This window comes from Comamonas antarctica, assembly GCF_013363755.1.
Taxonomy (GTDB): domain Bacteria; phylum Pseudomonadota; class Gammaproteobacteria; order Burkholderiales; family Burkholderiaceae_C; genus Comamonas; species Comamonas antarctica.
This window is the reverse complement of record NZ_CP054840.1, coordinates 3,043,574-3,062,819: the sequence shown is the minus strand read 5'-3', so window position 1 is coordinate 3,062,819 and position 19,246 is coordinate 3,043,574. Positions and strand designations below refer to the sequence as shown.

Below are 19,246 nucleotides of genomic sequence, written 5' to 3'. Positions count from 1 at the left end.
GACGGGATGGAATGTCGAAGCCTGGTTTGTATCCAGCCTCGATGACACTGCCGTGACTGCGCGCCGCTACCAGTCTTCCTTCACGGCCAGCACCGCGTCGCGCCCGGCGGCGGCGCGGCCCGCGAGCCACGCCGCCAACGTGCCCGCGGCCGTGACGGCCAATGCCAGCAGCGCCAGGCGCAGCCAGGGCAGGCGCAGTTCCATGGTCCAGTGGAAGCTCTGCGGATTGACGACATGCACCAGGATCACCGCCACGCCCAGGCCCAGCAGCGTGCCGGCCACGGCACCCAGCGCGCTCCAGACCGCGCCTTCGCCCGCCACGACGCTCAGGATCTGCCGGCGCGTGAGGCCCAGATGGCTCAGCAGCCCGAACTCCTTGCGCCGCGCCAGCACCTGGGCACTGAAGCTGGCGGCAATGCCGAACAGGCCGATGCCTATGGCCACGGCCTGCAGCCAGTAGGTCACGGCAAAGCTGCGGTCGAAGATGCGCATCGAGCGCTCGCGCAGCCCCTGGCTGCCGACCCATTCGAGCGCGCCATGCGCGGGGGCCAGCGCCTGGATTCGCGCCTGCAGCGCCGCCAGGTCGGCACCGGGAGCGGGCCACAGCGCGATTTCGGAGAGGCGGGTGTCGCCCGTGAGCCGCTGGTAATCGCCACTGTCCATGGCCACGGCGCCGAACTGGCGCACATAGTCGCGCCAGATGCCGGCCACGAAGAAGCCGGGCGCGCTGGGGAAGGCCGGCTGCAGCGCATCCCAGCGCTGGCCGGGCTGCAGTCCGTACAGCTGGGCCGCGGCTTCGCTGACATGCACGCCCATCAGCCCCTGCGGCACCGGCAGCGGCGGCGCCAGCCAGGGCAGTGCCTGGGCCTGCGCGCCGCGCAGCGGCCGCACGAGCAGCGCCAGCGCGGGCTGGCGGCTGTCGAGCGCCAGGCTGGCATTGCGCTGGGCCTGGGCGCGCGCGACCCCGGGCAGCGCGCGCACGGCATCGAGCAGGCGCGCATCGCGCAGTCCGGCATCGCCCTGGCCTGCGCCGCTCGGGGCGCGCACATAGGCCGGTGCGGGCAGTGCGGTGTCCAGCCATTCGAGCATCGAGCCGCGAAAACTGCTGACCATGACGGTGAGCGCCACGGCGAGGCTCAGGCTGGCCACCACGCCGCCCACGGCCACGCCGGCGCTGGCGCGCATGCGCCGCGCACGCTCGAAGGCCAGCAGCCACAGCGGCCGGCGGCGCGCGAATTCCGGCAGGCGCCGCAGCAGCCGGCCCAGCAGCCAGGGCAGCGCGGCCATGCCGCCCAGCAGCAGCAGCGCCACCGAGACATAGGCCGCGAGCGGAATGCCGGCAATCGGCGGCAGCCAAGCCAGCAGCGCGCTGGCCGCCAGCAGCAGCAAAGGCAGGCGTGCGCCGGCGGCGGGAATCTGCAGCGCGCCCAGGCCCTTGAGCGTGGCGGCCGCGGGCAGGCGCTGGGCGCTGCGCGCGGGCCACCAGCCACCGGCCAGCGTGGCCGCGAGTCCCAGCGCCGCGAACACCAGCGCCGCGGCGCCGCTCCACTGCAGCGCGGGCTGCACATCGCCGAAGTAGCCGCCGCCCAGGTCGCCACCGAGCAGCCGCAGCGCCAGCGCGGCCAGACCCAGGCCCAGCGCAATGCCGCCGGCGCTGCCCACCAGCCCCAGCACGGCCGATTCGGCCAGCACCAGCGCCAGGCGTTCGCGCGCCGTGAGCCCCAGCACCGCCAGCAGCGCGAACTGCGGCGCGCGCCGGGCCACGCTCAGCGACAACACCGAGTACACCAGGAAGGCGCCGGTGAACAGCGCCACCAGCGCCAGCACCGTGAGGTTGACGCGGTAGGCGCGCGACATCTGCGCCACGCGCTGCTGCTCGTTGCCGGGCACGCTGGCCAGCACGCCCTGCGGCCAGCCGGGCAGCGCGCGCAACTCGCCCAGCAGGCGATCGGCATCGGCGCCCGGCGCCAGCAGCAGATCGATGCGGCTGATCCCGCCCCAGCGCTGCAGCAGGTCCTGCGCGGCGCCGATGTCCATCAGCGCCAGCGGCGGGCCGCTCGCCGCGACGGTGCCGGCAATGCGCACCATCACGGGCGCCGGCGCGCTGCCGTCCGGGGGCGCGGGCAGGCGCCACTGCAATTGCGCATCGGCTGCCTGGGCCTCGTTCAAGTCCAGCGCCTGCAAGGCCGCGGCGTTGAGAAATACCGTGGCAGGGGCAAACAGGTCAAGCCGATTGCGGCCCGCAAACAAGCGCGGCACCAAAGCCGGCGCCATGGGGGCGAACTGCAGCGCGTCGGCGCCCAGCAGCCGCAGCGTGACGGGTGGCGCCTGGCCAGCGCCGCGCTGCGCCTGTACCGAAGCCTCCAGCCACGGCGCGGCACGCGCCACTTGCGGCTGGCGCGCCACCAGGCCATAGAGCGGCTCGGGCAGCGCGCCCTGCATGGCGCGCAACTCCAGATCGGGCTGGCCCTGCACGCTGCGCACGGCGCGCGAGAATTCGTCCAGCGCCGACGCATTGATCACATGCACCGCAAAGCCCAGCGCCACGCCCAGCACTACGGCCATCAGCGCGCTGGCGGTGCGCCACGGGTGGTGCAGCAGTTCCTGCAGGGAAAAGCTGCGCAGCAGGGCCCACATGGCTCAGGCCCCGATGCTGCCGCCAGCGGTCAGGTCGTTTGCCACCATGCCGTCTGCCCTCAGCCGCAGCACGCGGTCGGCGCGGCGCGCGGCCTCGCTGGAATGGGTGGCCAGCACCAGTGCCGCGCCCGCTTCGCGCGCCTGGGCCGTGAGCAGGTCGAGAATGCGCACGGCCGTGGCCGGATCGAGATTGCCCGTGGGTTCGTCGGCCAGCAGCAGGCGCGGGCGGTGCACCAGCGCGCGTGCGATGGCCACGCGCTGCAACTGGCCGCCGCTGAGCTGCTGCGGCAGGCGCGCGCCCAGTCCGCCCAGGCCCACGGCCTCGAGCATGGCCTCGACGCGCGCGCCGGCTGCATCGTTTCGGCCCAGCAGCATCAGCGGCAGGCCCACGTTCTGCGCGACATCGAGATGCGGCAGCACATGGAAGGCCTGGAACACGAAGCCCAGGTGCGCGCGGCGCCAGAGCGCGCGCTGGTCGTCGTCCAGCGCGCCCAGATCCTGGCCGGCGTGCGCGATGCGGCCCGCGTCCCAGTGGTCGAGCCCCGCCAGGCAGTTGAGAAGCGTCGACTTGCCCACGCCCGATTCGCCCACGATGGCGACGAACTCCCCGGGCGCGACGTCGAACGACACCGCGCTGAAGACCGCGGCGCCCGCATAGTGCTTGCCCAATCCCTCGACGGCAATGGCGGGCGGGGCCGGGGCGGGAACGGTGCGCGCTGGGTCCATGGCGGCTGCGGTGTCAGCTGCGCTGCACGGCCAGGTGGTCCAGCACCGCCTGCACCAGCGCTGCCGTCGCATCGGGCGCATCGCACGCAATCACGCGGCGCTGCGGCATGCTGCGCAGCCAGGTGATCTGGCGCTTGGCGAGCTGGCGCGTCGCGGCAATGCCTTTTTCGCGCAGCAGATGCCGGTTCAGTTCGCCACCGCGCCGCGCTTGCCAGTCCATTTCCTCCCAGGCCTGGCGGTAGCCCACGCAGCGCATCGAGGGCAGGTCGGCGTGCAGGTCGCCGCGCGCGCGCAGTCCCGCGACTTCCTGGACCAGGCCGGCTTCGAGCATCGCATCGAAGCGCTGTGCAATGCGTGCATGCAGCCAGCTGCGCTCGGCGGGTTCGAGCGAAAACAGCGTGGCGACGGGCGGCGCTTCTGCCGCGGCCGCGCGCGCCCGGGTATGGAAATGCGACAGCGGCTGGCCTGAAATCATGAAGACTTCGAGCGCGCGCTGGATGCGCTGGCTGTCGCCGGGCGCGAGCCGCGCCGCGGTTGCGGGGTCGACCTTGGCCAGTTCGGCATGCATGCCATGCCAGCCGATGTCGGCCGCGCGCTGCTCGAGCTGGGCGCGCACCGTGGCATCGGCCGCGGGCATGTCGTCTATGCCGTCAAACAAGGCCTTGAAGTACAGCATCGTGCCGCCGACCAGCAGCGGCAGCGCGCCGCGCGCGCGAATCTCGGCCACGAGGCGCTGGGTGTCCTGTACGAACTCGGCCGCGCTATAGGCTTGCAGCGGGTCGCGGATATCGATGAGATGGTGGGGGACCAGGCCCATTTCTTCTTGAGAAGGCTTGGCCGTGCCGATGTCCATGCCGCGGTAGACCAGCGCCGAATCGACGCTGATGATTTCCACGGCCTGGCCGCGCGTGCCGAGCACGGCGGCCAGCGCCATCGCGCCCGCGGTCTTGCCCGATGCGGTCGGGCCCGCGATGGCGATGCAGGGCAAAGGAGGGGAGGCGGTCATGTCGCTCATGGTTACAGAACAGCGGGCAGTGCCGCAAGAATCGTCGAAAAGGCCCGCGGGCCGGTGGGTCGCAAGTTGCTCCAGGCAAGGCGGCGAGCGTAGCAGACCCCTGCCCGGCGCAGGTCGCCGTGGTGTGCAAGGCCTTTTTGTCGAAATTTCCCTTCCTGTATGTCAGCGATGTCCTACTTATAGAATCGTAAGAAGCGTGTCCTTTTTCCATCGGCGTATGGAATGGCGGGAAACCCATTCGAGAGCACCAGGCAAAAATGTTGCACATCATCGCTAACCAGTTCACCTTGACCTCATTCCTGCTGGACAGCCTGTTGCCCGCAGGCCAGGCCAATGTGCTGGTACACCCCAAGCGCATCAAGGGGCCGGCGTATTCGCTGTTCAAGAACGTCGACGCGTGGCTGCCGTTCGAACTGCCGGGCTTTCAACCGTTTGCGCGCGATTACCTGCAGCGCCTGTCCGCGATTCCCAAGGATGCGCCGGTGCTGATCTTCGGCATCGAGAACATCAAGGACCTGAGGATCATCCGCAAGCACCTGCGCACGCGCAACGTGTCGGTGTTCACCTGGAATCCGGTCATAGACCACAGCCAGAACCACCGCCTGCGCCGCCTGCATATCCGCTTGCTCAAGGGCCTGGGGTTTCGCGTGTTCACGTTCGATCCGGACGACGCGCGTCACTACGACCTGGCGCTCGTGAACCAGGTCTACCGCCGCGTCGATGAATACATCGCGCCCGTGGCGCCCGAGTTCGATGTCTATTTCCTCGGCAAGAACAAGGGCCGCTCGGCGGCGCTGGGAGAACTCGCGCGGCAACTCATTGCCCAGGGCATAAAGCCGCACTTCCAGATGGTGGGCGAGGAGGGGGTCGAATACCCCGAGCGCGCGGGCGTCGAGATCATGCGCAAGGAAATCAGCTATCTCGAGAACATCGACACCATCAACCGCTCGCGCTGCCTGCTCGAGCTCACGCAGGCCAACCAGGCGGGCCTGACCATCCGTTGCATGGAAGCGCTGTTCTTTGGCAAGAAGCTGATCACGAGCAACCCGCTCGTGAAGAAGATGCCGTTCTACCATCGGAACGCATTTTTCGTGCTGGGGCAGGACGACTTCAGCCGGATCGGCGATTTCCTGCAGTCTGAAATGCCGCGGTTCGCGGATGCAGATCTCGCAAGCCACGAGTTTTCGCACTGGGTGCAGCAGTTCGAGCCAGCGCCTTGCGGCAGCGGCTCGCGCGAGCGCCTCGAGGTCGCTTCGGCCTTGCCCTGCTGACGCTTCAGCGCGCGGGCAGGTCGAACATTTCCTTGAGCGCGACGCGGTACTGGGGCAGCCCGACCGCGTTGGTGTTGTGGTGGCTGCCGCCCTCCACCAGTACCCAGCGCTTGGGGCCCTGCGCCGCCGCATACAGCTGCTGGCCCAGTTCCGGCGGAATCAGCCGGTCGCCGCTGCCATGCACCACCAGCAGCGGCGATCCAATGCGCGCCACACGCTGCGCCGAATCAAAGGTCTGGGTCAGGAAGGGACCGACCGGCAGCCAGCCCCAGCGCATGCTGCCGATCACATCGCTCATGCGGGTGAACGTACCCTCGACCAGCGTGCCGCGCTCGTCCTCGACCTCGCTGGCCAGCGCCACGGCGATCGCGCCGCCCAGCGAATGGCCGAAGATATAGCGCTCGTGCTGCGGATGGCGCTGCGCAAGCCAGTCCCAGGCCGCGTGCGCATCCTCGATGGCGAGCTTTTCCGACGGCAACCCGGCGCTGCTCTGGCCGAAGCCGCGGTAGTCGATGGCAAGTACCGAAAAGCCCAGCGACTGCATGCGCCGGATGCGCGGCGACGAGCCCGCGACGTTCCAGCGCGCGCCATGCAGGTAGAGCAGCACCGGCGCGGCCGGATCCTCGGCCGGCAGCCACAGCGCGTGCAGCCGCACGGCCTCGCCGCTCAGTTGTGACCGGAAATCGATCCACACATCCTCCATGCCCGAGGTGTCGGCACCGTGCCAGGTGCGCTCGGTAGGCTGGAAGATCCATTCGCGCTGCTTGGCGTCGAGCAGGGCGCAGCCGCTGGTCGCCAGCAGCGTGCAGCAGAGGGAGGCAAGTACCAGGCGGGCAGGACGCATATGCTCGATGAGATGGGGGCGTGGTGCCGGCATTCAAGGATATGCTTGGAGCCATCCGCGGCCCGCACCGGCGCTGCGGCAGGCTTGTGCTATTTTTTTTCCGAGAGAGACCTATGCGCTTGGGTTTGGCTGCCAACCGTCTTCACCATCAGGCCGAGGACGCGGCCCTGTTTTCCTGGCTGCGCGCCTGCGAGTCCGGCATCCGTGAACTGGAGCTCGGGCTGCACGCCGTGGGCCGCACCTACGATGCCATCCGCGCCGCGCACATGCTGTCCGGGTATGCGGGCATCCGCCGCTATCCCTACGGCCGCGAAGGCGGGCTGATGAAGCTGGTGGCCGAGGTCGTGGGACTGGAGGAGGAAGACCGCCGGCTCGACGGCGCGATCTATTTCATCGATCCGGTCGATCCCTCGTCGATCTTTCCCGAAGCGCTGGCGCTCAAGCGCCAGTGCGTGATCCATGGCAAGCCCTTCCTGTCGACGGTGGCCTCGGCGCGCGACTGGATCGAGGCCGAGCGGCTGCACCGCGGCTTCGCGCCCGATCCCCAGGCCAGGCGCTTCTACGCGCTCGAGTCGCAGACGCTGGCGCTGATCGCCCACGATGCGCTCAAGCCCGCCATGCTGGAATTCGCCGAGCGCAACTTCACGCTGCTGTCGCGCTTTGCGCGCCGCGTCGGCACGGGCACCACGGGCCAGAAGCTCAACGAGATGGCCTGGAGCAAGGGCTGGCCCGCAGACCGGCCCTGGGTCGACCGCTACCAGAGCGGCCCGCTCGGCGGCGATGCGCAGATCGCCGATCTCGTGCTCGAGCGCCGCTGCCAGCGCGTGATCTTCTTCGAGGACCCGCATGTCGCGCGCCAGCATGAAGCCGACATCCAGCTGCTCGAGCGCGCCGTGACCACGGCCACGCACGACACGGTCTGCATGACCACACCGCAGGTCGCGCAGCGCTGGTGCGATGCCGCCGTGAAACGTTAGCTCCCACGCCTGCTCGCTGCGCGTAGCTGCGCCTGGGGGGCTTAGCCCCCCACCGCGTTTTTGCCTTGGGGCGGCCCGGCGGCAAAAACATCGCGACCACACATGATCGTTGGTCTTTCGGCAGAAAAAAAAGGGACCCGAGGGTCCCTTTGTCTTGCGTGCGGCCGTGGATTACACGACGCCCTGGGCAATCATTGCATCGGCCACCTTGACGAAGCCGGCGACGTTGGCGCCGTCGATGTAGCTCACGCTGCCGTCCGCACGCTGGCCGTACTTGATGCAGGCGGCGTGGATGCCTTGCATGATCTGCAGCAGGCGCGCATCGACTTCCTCGGCAGGCCACGACAGGCGCGCCGAGTTCTGGCACATTTCCAGGCCCGAGGTGGCCACGCCACCGGCGTTCGAGGCCTTGCCCGGGGCGTACAGCACGCCCGCGGCTTCGAAGGCCTTGGCGGCTTCGATGGTCGAGGGCATGTTCGCGCCTTCGGCCACGCACAGCACGCCATTGGCAATCAGGGCCTGGGCGTCGTTCAGGTCCAGCTCGTTTTGCGTCGCGCAGGGCAGGGCCACATCGACCTTGAGGTGCCAGGGGGTCTTGCCGGCAATGAATTCCACGCCGGGCACCAGCGCTGCGTAGTCGCTGACGCGGCCATAGCGGTGGTTCTTGACATCCATCAGCAGCGCCAGCTTGGCGCTGTCGAAGCCCGCCGCGTCATAGACCGTGCCCGAGGAGTCGGACACCGACACCACCTTGGCGCCCAGCGCCATGGCCTTCTCGACCGCGTATTGCGCGACATTGCCCGAGCCCGACACCGAGACCGTCAGGCCTTCGAAGGTCTTGCCGCGGGTCTTGAGCATTTCCTGCGCGAAGTAGACCGTGCCGTAGCCCGTGGCTTCGGGACGGATCAGCGAGCCGCCGAACGACAGCCCCTTGCCGGTGAACACGCAGGCCGCGCTGTTCGACAGCTTCTTGTACATGCCGGCCATGAAGCCGACTTCACGGCCGCCCACGCCGATGTCGCCCGCGGGCACATCGGTGTCGGGACCGACATGGCGGAACAGCTCGGTGACGAAAGCCTGGCAAAAGCGCATGACTTCGGCCGGGCTCTTGCCCTTGGGGTCGAAGTCCGAGCCGCCCTTGCCGCCGCCCATGGGCAGCGTGGTCAGCGCGTTCTTGAAGGTCTGCTCGAAAGCCAGGAACTTGAGCACTGACAGGTTGACCGACGGGTGGAAGCGCAGGCCGCCCTTGTAGGGACCGATGGCCATGCTGTGCTGGATGCGGTAGCCGCGGTTGACCTGCACCTGGCCCTTGTCGTCGGTCCAGCTCACGCGGAACATGACGGTGCGCTCGGCTTCGACCAGACGCTCGAGCAAGCCGTTTTCGGCGTACTTGGGATGCTTTTCAATGAAGGGCCAGAGGCTTTCCATCACTTCGGTCACAGCTTGCAGGTATTCGGGTTGGCCGGGGTTGCGCTGTGCCACTTGCTCGAGGAAATGGTGGACGGACTCGTACTTCATGGAAAGAACCTTCTGACTAAAAAACGGGCTGCGGGAAACTCCAACAAAGATTATGCCAAAAATGTATGCCTTTATGCATCTTTTTGGGGCGGTCTTGTGCATGACTGGTGCATCAATGGGTTCTTTTGGTGCATTCCTCCCTGTAACGGGGCATGCGTGCGCATGCGGCAGCGGCCGGACAAGCCGGCTGCGATATAGAGACAGGGGCCGCCGGAGCACGGCGGCCATCGGAATGGGCGCAGGCCGCGGGGTTCAACGCCCGCGCAGAAACAGCGCGTCCAGCTCGCGCATCGACATCTGCCGCCAGGTCGGACGGCCGTGGTTGCACTGGTCGGAGCGCTCGGTGACTTCCATCTGCCGCAGCAGGCCGTTCATTTCGTCGGGCGTGAGCTTGCGGTTGGCGCGCACCGCGCCATGGCAGGCCATGGTGGCCAGGATTTCATTGCGCGCGCGCTGCACGACGGTGCTGGCGTCGTGCTCGCCCAGCTCGCCCAGCACGCTGCGCGCCAGCTCGACCGCATTGCCCTGGGCGAGCGAGGCCGGCACGGCGCGCACCGCCAGCGTCTTGGGCGAGAACGGCGAGATCTCCAGCCCCAGCTGGCTCAGCGTTTCGGCATGGGCTTCGGCCGTGGCAACTTCTTGCAGGGTCGCGGCAAAGGTCGCGGGAATCAGCAGCGGCTGGCTGGGAATACGCTGCTGGTCGGTGAGCGATGCCTTGAGCCGCTCATAGACGATGCGTTCGTGCGCCGCGTGCATGTCGACCAGCACCAGCCCCTGCGCGTTCTCGGCCAGGATATAGACGCCATGGATCTGGGCCACGGCCCGGCCCAGCGGCCAGTGCGGGGCATCGTCGGCGGCAACCGGCGCTGCGGCAGCCGGCGCTGCGGCGACCGGCTGCAAGGCCGGCGCGGCAGCAGGCAAGCCAGGCGCAGTGGCAGGGGGCAACTCGTCAGCGGACAGAGGCAGTGGCGCGGGGACGGTGGTTGGTCTGGGCAATTCGGCGCTCGGGTTGGCGGCCGGCACGGTGGCCTGCGGAGCCGGCGAGCGCATCGGCGCCCAGAGCGCGCCCATGTCGCTGACACGCTGGCCCGGAAGGTTGTTGCCAAACGGCATGTGGGTCTGCTGCGCACGCGCAGCGAGGCTGAATGCGGGCGCGGCGCCGACGGGCGGCGTTGCGGCGCCGGCAACCGTGCCGGCGGCTTCGGCAGCGGCTGCGGCCTGGGCGGCGGCCCGCGGCACGGCCAGCGCATCCTCGATCGCATGCTTGACGGCCTGGTGCACCTCGCGGCTGTCGCGAAAGCGCACCTCGATCTTGGTGGGGTGCACATTGACGTCGATGCGCGCCGGATCGATGCTGATGTAGAGCGCATAGATGGGCTGCTTCTGGCCGTGCAGCACGTCTTCATAGGCGCTGCGCGCCGCATGCGCGATCACCTTGTCGCGCACGAAACGGCCATTGACGTAGCAATACTGGTGGTCCGGCCGCGAGCGCGCGGCATCTGGCACACCGGCGCGGCCGGTGACGCTGATGCCGCCGCTGTCGCGCTGCACCGCCACCGACTGGGCGACGAAATCCTCGCCCAGCACATCGGCCAGGCGGCGCGCCAGCGCTTCCTCGCGGCTGGCTGCATTCACCGCGCGCCACTGCTCGACGAGCTTGCCCTCGTGCCAGATTGCAAAGCCGACCTCGGGCCGCGCCAGTGCGTGGCGGCGCACGGCCTCGACGCAATGCGCGAGCTCGGTGGCATCGGTCTTGAGGAACTTGCGCCGCGCCGGGGTCGAGAAGAACAATTCCTTGATCTCGACGCTCGTGCCCTGGTTGCGCGCCGCGGGCCGCAGCTCGCCGCTACGTGCATCGAGCAGATAGGCACTGTCCTGGCCTGCGGGGCGCGACAGGATGGAGGCTTCGGACACCGAAGCAATGGCCGCCAGCGCCTCGCCGCGAAACCCCATGGTGACCACGGTTTCGAGGTCATGCAGGTCGGCGATCTTGCTGGTCGCGTGGCGGCGCAGCGCCACGGGCAATTCGTCGCGCGGAATGCCCGCGCCATCATCTTCCACCGTGATCAGCCGCACACCGCCCGCGAGCAGGCGCACGGTGATCTGCGTGGCGCCCGCATCGAGCGCGTTGTCGACCAGTTCGCGCACCACCGAGGCAGGGCGCTCGACGACTTCACCCGCCGCGATCTGGCTGACGAGTTCATCGGGCAGGTCGCGTATCGGGCGACGGGCAGGGGTGTCGGAGGAGGGGGAGGTAGAAGCGTTCACCCGGACGATTCTAGGGGGAAGGCGCCGCGGCACGCTGTGGCGCCGCGCACGCCCGCGGTCTGCGCAGGGGCAGGCCGCTGGAGGTCAGCGACGTCCGCGGCGGCCGCCGTCCTTGCTCAGCTCGTTGCCCACCAGCGCGCCCGCAGCGGCGCCGCCGATGGTGCCCAGTGTCGAGCCGAACAAGGCGCTGCCGGCGACGCCGCCGACCACCGCGCCGGCACCGGTGCCAAGCTGCGAGCGGCTGGGGCCATGGGCGCAACCGGCCATGGAAACAATGGCCAGCGCGGTGAGGCCGGCGCAGGTGATTTTCTTGAGGGAATTCGTCATAAGCAACTCCTGTATTTCTATGAACGTGCGGTGCGTTTTGCACCCTGGAGCCGACTTTGCCAGCGGTTTGTAAAGCCCATGGGCTCGTTGGGGAGGTAATTTGCAAATAAGCGTAGGACTGCGCTGAAGTTGTAACAGCTGTCAGCGCAATCACACTGGCAGGCGTTTTTGCGTCCTTTGCCGGCAAAAATGCAGGCCGGCGGCGGGCCACCGTCGCCCGGCGCTATAAAGTGTCGTCTCTGCCGGCATTGGCCGGATGTCTTCTGATCTTGGAAAGCACTGTCTTGGAAATCTTCTCGTTCTTGGCCGACGCTGCGGCCTTCCTGCTGGATTTCATCCTGAACATCGACAAGCACCTCGAGGCATTCGTCGTCGCCTACGGTCCCTGGGTCTATGCACTGATCTTTGCGATCGTCTTTGTCGAAACCGGCGTGGTGGTCATGCCCTTTCTGCCCGGCGACTCGCTGCTGTTCATCATCGGCGCGCTGTGCGGCATCGGACTGATGGACTATCCACTGGCCTGCGGCGTGCTGCTGGTGGCCGCCATCCTGGGCGACCAGTGCAATTACCAGATCGGCCGGTTTCTTGGACCCAAGGTGTTCCAGTGGGAGAACTCGCGCTGGTTCAACCGCAAGGCCTTCGACCAGGCGCATGCGTTCTACGAGCGCTATGGCGGCATCACCATCGTGCTGGCGCGCTTCATGCCCTTCATCCGCACCTTCGCGCCGTTCGTGGCCGGCGTGGCGCAGATGAACCGCAGCAAGTTCACCGCGTACAACGTCGGCGGCGCGCTGCTGTGGGTCGGCAGCCTGGTCACGGCGGGCTACCTGTTCGGCAACCTGCCCTGGGTGCGCGAAAACCTCGAGAAGATCATCTGGGCGCTGATCCTGGTGCCGGGCCTGATTGCGATCTTCGGCGCCTGGCGCGCGGGGCGCAGCGAGAAGGCACGCAAGCCGGTCTGAAGCCGGCGCCAAAAGCAAAAAAGCCAGCGATTCGCTGGCTTTTTTGCTTTGCGCAGAGGAGCACTCAGCGGCGCTGGTCGCTGCGCTTGCCGACCTCATTGCCGATCAGCGCACCCGCAGCGGCGCCGCCCACGGTGCCCAGCGTGCTGCCGAACACGGCATCGCCGACGACACCGCCGGCGACGGCACCCGCGCCCGTGCCCAGCTGGGCATTGTTGGCGCAGCCGCCAAGCGCGAAGACAGCGGCGGTCGCCGCGGCCAGGACAATATTTCGAGTTTTCATGGTCAATCCTCTTGATGCAGTTGCCGGATGGGTCCCCCTTAGGGTGTCGCCCTTACGGGTCTTGACATCAAGCATGCCCAATGCATCCGGATCAGCCTGCCGGTGCTGTCCGGCATGGGCTGTAGGACCATGGCCTTGCGGAAAATCAGACGGCGCGGCTGCGTGCCAAGGGCGGGTTCTTCGCGAAGTAGCCGCGAATGCCGCGCATCAGCGCATCGGCCAGCTGGTTCTGGTAGGCGGTGCTGCGCAGCTTGGCTTCCTCGCCCGGGTTGCTGATGAAGGCCGTCTCGACCAGCACGCTGGGGATGTCCGGTGCCTTGAGCACGGCAAATCCGGCCTGCTCGACGCGCGGCTTGTGCAGCTTGGCAAAGCCGCCGATCTCGCCCAGCAGCGCGCTGCCGAGCTTGAGGCTGTCGTTGATCTGCGCGGTGGTACTCATGTCGAGCAGCGCGCGTTGCAGTTCGCGGTCTTGCTTGCCGACATTGAGCCCGCCCACCAGGTCGGCCTGGTTTTCCTTGTTCGCCAGCCAGCGCGCGGCGGTGCTGGACGCGCCGCTCTGGCTCAGCGCAAAGACGCTGGCGCCGCTGGCCTGGGGCGTGGTGAAGGCATCGGCGTGGATGCTGACGAACAGGTCGGCCTGCACGCGCCGCGCCTTTTCGACGCGCGTGCCCAGCGGCACGAAATAGTCGGCGTCGCGCGTGAGGAAGGCGCGCATCGGGCTGCCGTTGATCTCCGAGCCGTTGATGCGGTCGCGCAGCAGATGGGCGACCTTGAGCACCACGTCCTTCTCGCGCGTGCCGCCCGGGCCGATCGCGCCCGGGTCCTCGCCGCCATGGCCGGGATCGAGCGCGACGATGATGATGCGGTCGGTCTGGCGCGCGGTGGCGCGCACCGGCAGCGGGGGCGCGGGGGCAGGCCGCGGCAGCTTGGCAATGAGGGTGGGCGGCGCGGGGGCGGGTGCGAGCACGGCGGTGCCCGGCTTCTGGCTGTATTCGGCAATCAGGTCGCCCAGCAGATCGGGCGCCGCGGCGGCCGGTGCCGCGGCGGCCGGGGCCGGCGCCGGCGCGGCAGCCATGGCCGTGCCGGCGCCCGCATCGCGCAGGCGCTCGGTGATCAGCTCTTCCAGCGGATCGACGGCCTTCTCGGGGTAGAGGTCGAACACCAGCCGGTGCTTGTAGGCGGCCACGGGCGCGAGCGTGAACACCTGGGGCACGGCCTTTTGCTTGAGGTCGATGACCAGGCGCACGACATTGGGCGCGTTCTGCCCGACGCGGATGGCCTCGATGTTCGGGTCGTCCGGGCGCACCTTGGCGACCAGTTCGCGCAGCGCGGGGTTGAGTTCGATGCCCTCGATGTCGACCGCCAGCCGCGGCGGCGAGGCAATGAAGAACTGCTTGGCGACCAGCGGGGTGTCGGATTCAAGCGTGACGCGCGAGTATTCGGGCGCGGGCCAGACGCGCACCGCCATGATGGTGGCGCCGCGTGCGATCTGCTGCGCTCCGAGCAGCAGGGCCAGCGTGCCGGCCTGTAAAAGAGTGCGCCGGGAGTTGGAGGGGGGAAGGACGTCGTTCATGCGGGCCAGTGGGCAAGCAGCTCGCGGCCGGCAGGGGTGTGGGCCACCAGCGTCACGCTGCGCTGCGTTTCGTCGATTGCTTCGATATGGATGGCGATATCAGCAGGCGGCGTCATGGCAGCTGCTTTTTCCGGCCATTCTGCCAGCTTGAGGCCGGGGCTGGCGAAAATGTCGCGAAAACCGGCATCTTCCCATTCGCGCGGGTCTTCGAGGCGGTAGAAGTCGAAATGCCAGACCGGCATGTCCGGCGCTTCATGCGGCTCGACCACGGCATAGGTCGGGCTCTTGATGCGCCCTTGCACTCCCAGCGCGCGCAGCAGGTGGCGCACCAGCGTGGTCTTGCCTGCGCCCAGGTCGCCATGCAGCGTCAGGTAGGCGTTGCGCAGGCCGGGCCACTGCGCCAGCTGCGCGGCAAAGCGCGCCGTATCGTCCTCGGACTGCCACTGCAGCGTGCGCGCCGCAGCCAGGGGGTTTTCGTCGCTTCCTACAATCGCAGGGGTATGGTGTGCAGCAGTCAACTCTTTCCTTTGATGCAAGATTGGGCCCGGGAGCTGGGATTTTCCCAAATCGGGGTCGCGGGCGTGGATTTGTCCTCAGCCGAGCCCGGGTTGATCCAATGGCTGGGCCAAGGGTTCCATGGCGACATGCATTACATGCAGGCCCATGGCCTCAAGCGCGCGCGCCCGGCCGAATTGGTGCCCGGCACCGTGAGCGTGATCACGGTGCGCATGGACTACCTGCCGCGCGACACGCCCGCCGGCTGGCAGGCGGTCGAATGGTCGCGGCTCGAACGCCCGGGCGAGGCCATCGTCTCGGTGTATGCCCGTGGCCGTGATTATCACAAGGTGCTGCGCGCGCGCCTGCAAAAGCTCAGCGACCGGATTGCCGCCGAGGTCGGCCCGTTCGGCCACCGCGTGTTCACCGATTCCGCGCCCGTGCTCGAGGCCGAGCTGGCCAGCCGCAGCGGCCAGGGCTGGCGCGGCAAGCACACGCTGGTCTTGAGCCGCGAGGCCGGCTCGATGTTCTTCCTGGGCGAGATCTATGTCGACCTGGCGCTCGAGCCCACGGCGCCGGTCAGCGCGCATTGCGGCAGCTGCCAGGCCTGCAGCGACGCCTGCCCCACGGGCGCGATCGTCGCGCCGCAGCGTGTCGATGCGCGCCGCTGCATCTCCTACCTGACCATAGAGCATGCGGGCGCGATTCCCGAGGAACTGCGGCCGCTGCTGGCCAACCGCATCTACGGCTGCGACGACTGCCAGCTGGCCTGCCCCTGGAACAAATTTGCCCAGCCCAGCCGCCTGCCCGATTTCGACGCGCGTGGCGGCCTGGTCGGCGCGCAGCTGGCGCAGCTTTTCGCATGGGACGAGGACACCTTTTTGCGCTGCACCGAGGGCAGCCCGATCCGGCGCATCGGCCATGTGCGCTGGCTGCGCAACATCGCGGTGGCGCTGGGCAACGCCTGGCGCGAGACCGGCGAACCCTTGCTGGAGCAGGCGCTGCGCAGCCGCAGCGCGCATCCCGAAGCGCTGGTGCGCGAGCATGTGCAGTGGGCGCTCGCGCAACGCGCGCCCGCTTCGGCGCTGCATTGAAAGGTCTAGGGTAAACACTAGTAAATTAGTGCCTCCATCCACTTTGCCTATGCAGGACCAACGCTTAGCATTCGAGAGTCCAAAAAACCCTAAAAGGTGACTTTTATGTCTCAACGCAATCGCTGGCTCGGCCTTACCCTGGCGCTCGCAAGTTCGGTTGTCATGGCCCAGGCCTACCCAACGAAGCCCATCAAGCTGCTGGTCCCGTTTGCGGCTGGCGGCACCACCGACATCATTGCGCGTGTCATTGCCGAACCCCTGGGCAAGGAACTCGGCCAGGTGGTCGTGGTGGAAAACCGCGGCGGCGGCGGCGGTGCGATCGGTGCGCTTGAGACCGCACGCCAGAAACCCGATGGCTACAACCTGGGCATCGCCACGCTGTCGAGCATGGCGACCAACCCCGCCATCAACCCGAAGACCCCTTACGACCCGATCAAGGACTTCACGCCCATCATCAACATCGCGGCCACGCCCAATGTGATCGCGGTGAACCCGAAGTTTCCGGCCACCGACTACAAGTCGTTCGAGGCCTATCTGAAGAAGAACCCGGGCAAGTACTCCTACGGTTCGTCGGGCACGGGTGGCGTGCAGCACATGCTGATGGAACTCTACAAGAGCCTGACGCAGATCGACATGGTCCACGTGCCCTACCGCGGCGCAGGCCCGGCGCTCAATGACGCCGTTGCCGGCCAGATCCCCATGGTGCTGGACAACCTGCCGTCGGCGCTGCCCTTCATCAAGGACAAGCGCCTGGTGGCGATCGCCGTGGCCGCGCCCCAGCGCCTGGCAGTGCTGCCCGATGTGCCGACCTTCAAGGAAGTCGGCCTGGAGCAGGTCAACCGCATGGCGTTCTACGGCATCCTCGGCCCCAAGGGCATGCCCAAGGAACTGGTCGACAAGATCAACGCCGCCACGCGCAAGGCGCTGCAAGACCCCGCGGTGCGCAAGCGCATCGAGGACACGGGCTCGCTGGTGGTCGCCAATTCGCCTGAAGAGTTCGCCGCCGAACTCAAGAACGAACTGGCCGTCTACAAGGAAGTGGTTGCCAAGCAGAAGCTGACGCTGGACTGAGCGTCCGCCAGCCCGGCTCCCCCGAACCCGCAGCGTCCGCGCTGCGGGTTTTTTGTTTTCGGTTCCAGCCCCCGCGCCAGCGTGTAGGCTTGGCATATGCCGACCTCCAAGCCTTCTGCCAATGCCACCGCGCCGCTGCCCGAGAGCCAGGCCGCCATCGATGCGTTTGTCGATGCGCTCTTTCTCGAGGACGGGCTCGCGCGCAACACCTTGGCCGCCTACCGGCGCGACCTCACGCTCTATGCGCAATGGCTGGCGCAACGGCCCGAGCCGCTGGCCCTGGACGCCACGCAGGAAACGCAGCTGCAGGACTATTTCGCCGCGCGCGTGGAGCACAGCAAGGCCACCAGCGCCAACCGCCGGCTCACGGTGCTGCGCCGCTATTTCCATTGGGCGCTGCGCGAAAAGCGCCTGGCCACCGACCCCACGGTGCGCCTGCTGGCGGCGCGCCAGCCGCCGCGCCTGCCGCACACGCTGACCCAGGCCCAGGTCGAGGCGCTGCTGCACGCGCCCGACGCAGACACGCCGCTGGGCCTGCGCGACCGCAGCATGCTCGAGCTGATGTATGCCAGCGGGCTGCGCGTGAGCGAACTCGTGGGCTTGCAGAGCCACCAGGTGGACCTGCGCGCGGGCGTGGTGCGCGTCATGGGCAAGGGCCAGCGCGAGCGCCTGGTGCCGTTTGGCGACGAGGCCGCGTGGTGGCTCGAGCGCTACCTGCGCGAATCCCGCCCGGCCATCCTCGGCGGCCAGCACAGCGACGACCTGTTCGTGACCCAGCGCGGCAGCGGCATGTCGCGCGTGATGTTCTGGATGCTGGTGAAAAAGCATGCGCAGCAGGCGGGCATCACCGCGCCGCTGTCGCCGCACACGCTGCGCCATGCATTTGCCACGCATCTGCTCAACCATGGCGCCGACCTGCGCGTGGTGCAGATGCTGCTGGGCCATGTCGATATCTCGACCACGACCATCTACACCCATGTGGCGCGCGAGCGGCTCAAGACACTGCATGCCGAGCACCACCCCCGGGGCTGACACCCGCAGCCTGCTGCCTTTATTGCCGGCATAAGCGCCGCTTATGCAGGTTAAGGCAAAATGCCGGCCATTGCGCGAGTGCGGCAGCCTGCCGTGCCTCGCGTGCGGGTGCGGTGCAACGCACCCATTTTTCTTGTTCGGAGTGGTAATGACAGATTCTTTGCGTCGCAGCTGGCTTGCAGCCGGTGCGCTGGCCGTGTTGCCGATGCTTGCCTGGGCCCAGCCCCAGTCCTGGCCGGCACGTCCCATCCGCGTGGTGGTGTCCTATCCCGCGGGCGGCGTCAGCGATGTGGTCGCGCGCGCGCTGGGCGACAAGCTCACGGCCCAGCTGGGCCAGCCCATCGTCGTGGAAAACAAGGCCGGCGCCGGCGGCGCCATCGGCCTGGACCAGGTCGCCAAGTCGCAGCCGGACGGCTACACGCTGGGCTTCTCGGCCATCAGCCCGCTGGCGCTGAGCCCGCACCTGGGCAAGCTGCCCTTCGATCCGGCCAAGGACCTGGTGCCCGTGGCCAGCGTGATGTATTCGCCGGTGCTGCTGCTGGGCACCAAGCGTGCCACCGCCAAGGACTTCGGCCAACTGATCGCCCAGGCCAAGAAGGACCCGGGCAGCATCCGCTGGGCCACGGCCGGCCTGGCGTCGCTGGGCCACATCATGCTCGAGCAGATCGCCTATACGGCCAAGGCCGAGATCACCCACATCCCGTACAAGGGCGGCGGCCAGCAGCTCAACGACGGCCTGAGCGCGCAGTTCGAAGTGCTCTCGACCAATGCCGGCCCGGCCGTGCTGCAGCACATCAAGACCGGCTCGTTCCATGCGCTGGCCGTGGGCGCGCCCAAGCGCCTGGCTTCGCTGCCGAACGTGCCGACGCTGGGCGAGCTGGGCTATCCCGCAGCCAACCTGTCGTCGCTGTTCGGCATCTTTGCGCCGGCCGGCACGCCCGCCGCGATCGTCGATCGCCTCAACACCGAAATCAACAAGGCCCTGGCCACGCCCGACCTGCAGGCCAAGCTGGCCGCGACCGACAACGTGCCCACGGGCGGCAAGGCGTCGGAATTCGCGCGCCAGATCGCCGAAGAGTCGGCCGGCAATGCGCGCATCATCCGCGCGGCCAATATCAAGCTCGACTGAAGCATCGCGCTGATGTCAGAAGGC

General features: G+C 68.1%; 17 protein-coding genes. 7 read left to right on the top strand and 10 right to left on the bottom strand.

Going from position 1 to position 19,246, the window contains the following annotated elements; all coding sequences use genetic code 11:
* Window positions 1–66 precede the first annotated feature (66 nt).
* From HUK68_RS14150 to miaA, 3 genes are read right to left on the bottom strand one after another with little or no spacing between them, the layout of a single operon-like run.
* Complete coding sequence (locus HUK68_RS14150; protein ID WP_175504750.1) at window positions 67–2,637, bottom strand: ABC transporter permease; 2,571 nt, start codon at window positions 2,635–2,637, stop codon at window positions 67–69.
* 3 nt (window positions 2,638–2,640) lie between these two features.
* A complete protein-coding gene (locus HUK68_RS14145; protein WP_175504749.1) occupies window positions 2,641–3,363 on the bottom strand; it encodes an ABC transporter ATP-binding protein in 723 nt (240 codons plus the stop codon).
* A gap of 13 nt (window positions 3,364–3,376) precedes the next feature.
* Window positions 3,377–4,369: a tRNA (adenosine(37)-N6)-dimethylallyltransferase MiaA gene (miaA, locus tag HUK68_RS14140; RefSeq protein WP_175505850.1), complete on the bottom strand. Its 993-nt coding sequence runs from the start codon at window positions 4,367–4,369 to the stop codon at window positions 3,377–3,379.
* 266 nt (window positions 4,370–4,635) lie between these two features.
* Here miaA and HUK68_RS14135 point away from each other — a divergent pair, with 266 nt between their 5' ends.
* On the top strand, window positions 4,636–5,649 hold the full coding sequence (locus HUK68_RS14135) for a WaaS/CpsH family glycosyltransferase (RefSeq protein WP_175504748.1): 1,014 nt from the start codon (window positions 4,636–4,638) through the stop codon (window positions 5,647–5,649).
* A 4-nt stretch (window positions 5,650–5,653) separates the two neighbouring features.
* On the opposite strand, the gene HUK68_RS14130 is transcribed toward HUK68_RS14135, so the two are convergent.
* Entirely contained in the window at window positions 5,654–6,526 is an 873-nt protein-coding gene (locus tag HUK68_RS14130; protein WP_390887830.1) for an alpha/beta hydrolase, read from the bottom strand.
* 80 nt (window positions 6,527–6,606) lie between these two features.
* On the opposite strand from HUK68_RS14130, the gene HUK68_RS14125 reads away from it, so the two are divergent.
* A complete protein-coding gene (locus HUK68_RS14125) occupies window positions 6,607–7,470 on the top strand; it encodes a methylglyoxal synthase (RefSeq protein WP_175504746.1) in 864 nt (287 codons plus the stop codon).
* 171 nt (window positions 7,471–7,641) lie between these two features.
* On the opposite strand, the gene gdhA is transcribed toward HUK68_RS14125, so the two are convergent.
* From gdhA to HUK68_RS14110, 3 genes are all read right to left on the bottom strand, one after another.
* On the bottom strand, window positions 7,642–8,988 hold the full coding sequence (gdhA, locus tag HUK68_RS14120) for an NADP-specific glutamate dehydrogenase (protein ID WP_175504745.1): 1,347 nt from the start codon (window positions 8,986–8,988) through the stop codon (window positions 7,642–7,644).
* 252 nt (window positions 8,989–9,240) lie between these two features.
* Window positions 9,241–11,256: a DNA mismatch repair endonuclease MutL gene (mutL, locus tag HUK68_RS14115; RefSeq protein WP_175504744.1), complete on the bottom strand. Its 2,016-nt coding sequence runs from the start codon at window positions 11,254–11,256 to the stop codon at window positions 9,241–9,243.
* An 84-nt stretch (window positions 11,257–11,340) separates the two neighbouring features.
* Window positions 11,341–11,583: a glycine zipper 2TM domain-containing protein gene (locus tag HUK68_RS14110; protein WP_175504743.1), complete on the bottom strand. Its 243-nt coding sequence runs from the start codon at window positions 11,581–11,583 to the stop codon at window positions 11,341–11,343.
* Window positions 11,584–11,867: 284 nt separating this feature from the next.
* On the opposite strand from HUK68_RS14110, the gene HUK68_RS14105 reads away from it, so the two are divergent.
* The gene (locus HUK68_RS14105) at window positions 11,868–12,545 is read left to right on the top strand and encodes a DedA family protein (RefSeq protein WP_244146179.1); all 678 of its coding nucleotides are present in this window, start codon (window positions 11,868–11,870) and stop codon (window positions 12,543–12,545) included.
* Window positions 12,546–12,609: 64 nt separating this feature from the next.
* On the opposite strand, the gene HUK68_RS14100 is transcribed toward HUK68_RS14105, so the two are convergent.
* From HUK68_RS14100 to tsaE, 3 genes are all read right to left on the bottom strand, one after another.
* Entirely contained in the window at window positions 12,610–12,828 is a 219-nt protein-coding gene (locus HUK68_RS14100) for a YMGG-like glycine zipper-containing protein (RefSeq protein ID WP_175504742.1), read from the bottom strand.
* A 145-nt stretch (window positions 12,829–12,973) separates the two neighbouring features.
* On the bottom strand, window positions 12,974–14,401 hold the full coding sequence (locus tag HUK68_RS14095; RefSeq protein WP_175504741.1) for an N-acetylmuramoyl-L-alanine amidase: 1,428 nt from the start codon (window positions 14,399–14,401) through the stop codon (window positions 12,974–12,976).
* Window positions 14,398–14,919, bottom strand: coding sequence for a tRNA (adenosine(37)-N6)-threonylcarbamoyltransferase complex ATPase subunit type 1 TsaE (gene tsaE / locus HUK68_RS14090; protein WP_175504740.1), 522 nt, complete (start codon window positions 14,917–14,919; stop codon window positions 14,398–14,400). The genes HUK68_RS14095 and tsaE overlap by 4 nt, the downstream gene beginning before the upstream one ends.
* Before the next feature lie 12 nt (window positions 14,920–14,931).
* Between tsaE and queG the strand changes: the two genes are divergently transcribed.
* The 4 genes from queG (at window position 14,932) to HUK68_RS14070 (ending at window position 19,222) form a co-directional block, all read left to right on the top strand.
* Entirely contained in the window at window positions 14,932–15,990 is a 1,059-nt protein-coding gene (queG, locus tag HUK68_RS14085; protein WP_175504739.1) for a tRNA epoxyqueuosine(34) reductase QueG, read from the top strand.
* A gap of 105 nt (window positions 15,991–16,095) precedes the next feature.
* Window positions 16,096–17,061, top strand: a complete 966-nt coding sequence (locus HUK68_RS14080; RefSeq protein ID WP_175504738.1) for a tripartite tricarboxylate transporter substrate binding protein BugE — start codon at window positions 16,096–16,098, stop codon at window positions 17,059–17,061.
* 96 nt (window positions 17,062–17,157) lie between these two features.
* Window positions 17,158–18,093 carry a site-specific tyrosine recombinase XerD gene (gene xerD / locus HUK68_RS14075; RefSeq protein WP_175504737.1) on the top strand — a complete coding sequence of 312 codons (936 nt, stop codon included), beginning with the start codon at window positions 17,158–17,160 and terminating at the stop codon, window positions 18,091–18,093.
* Between the two features lie 148 nt (window positions 18,094–18,241).
* On the top strand, window positions 18,242–19,222 hold the full coding sequence (locus tag HUK68_RS14070; protein ID WP_175504736.1) for a Bug family tripartite tricarboxylate transporter substrate binding protein: 981 nt from the start codon (window positions 18,242–18,244) through the stop codon (window positions 19,220–19,222).
* The last annotated feature ends 24 nt before the right edge of the window (window positions 19,223–19,246 follow it).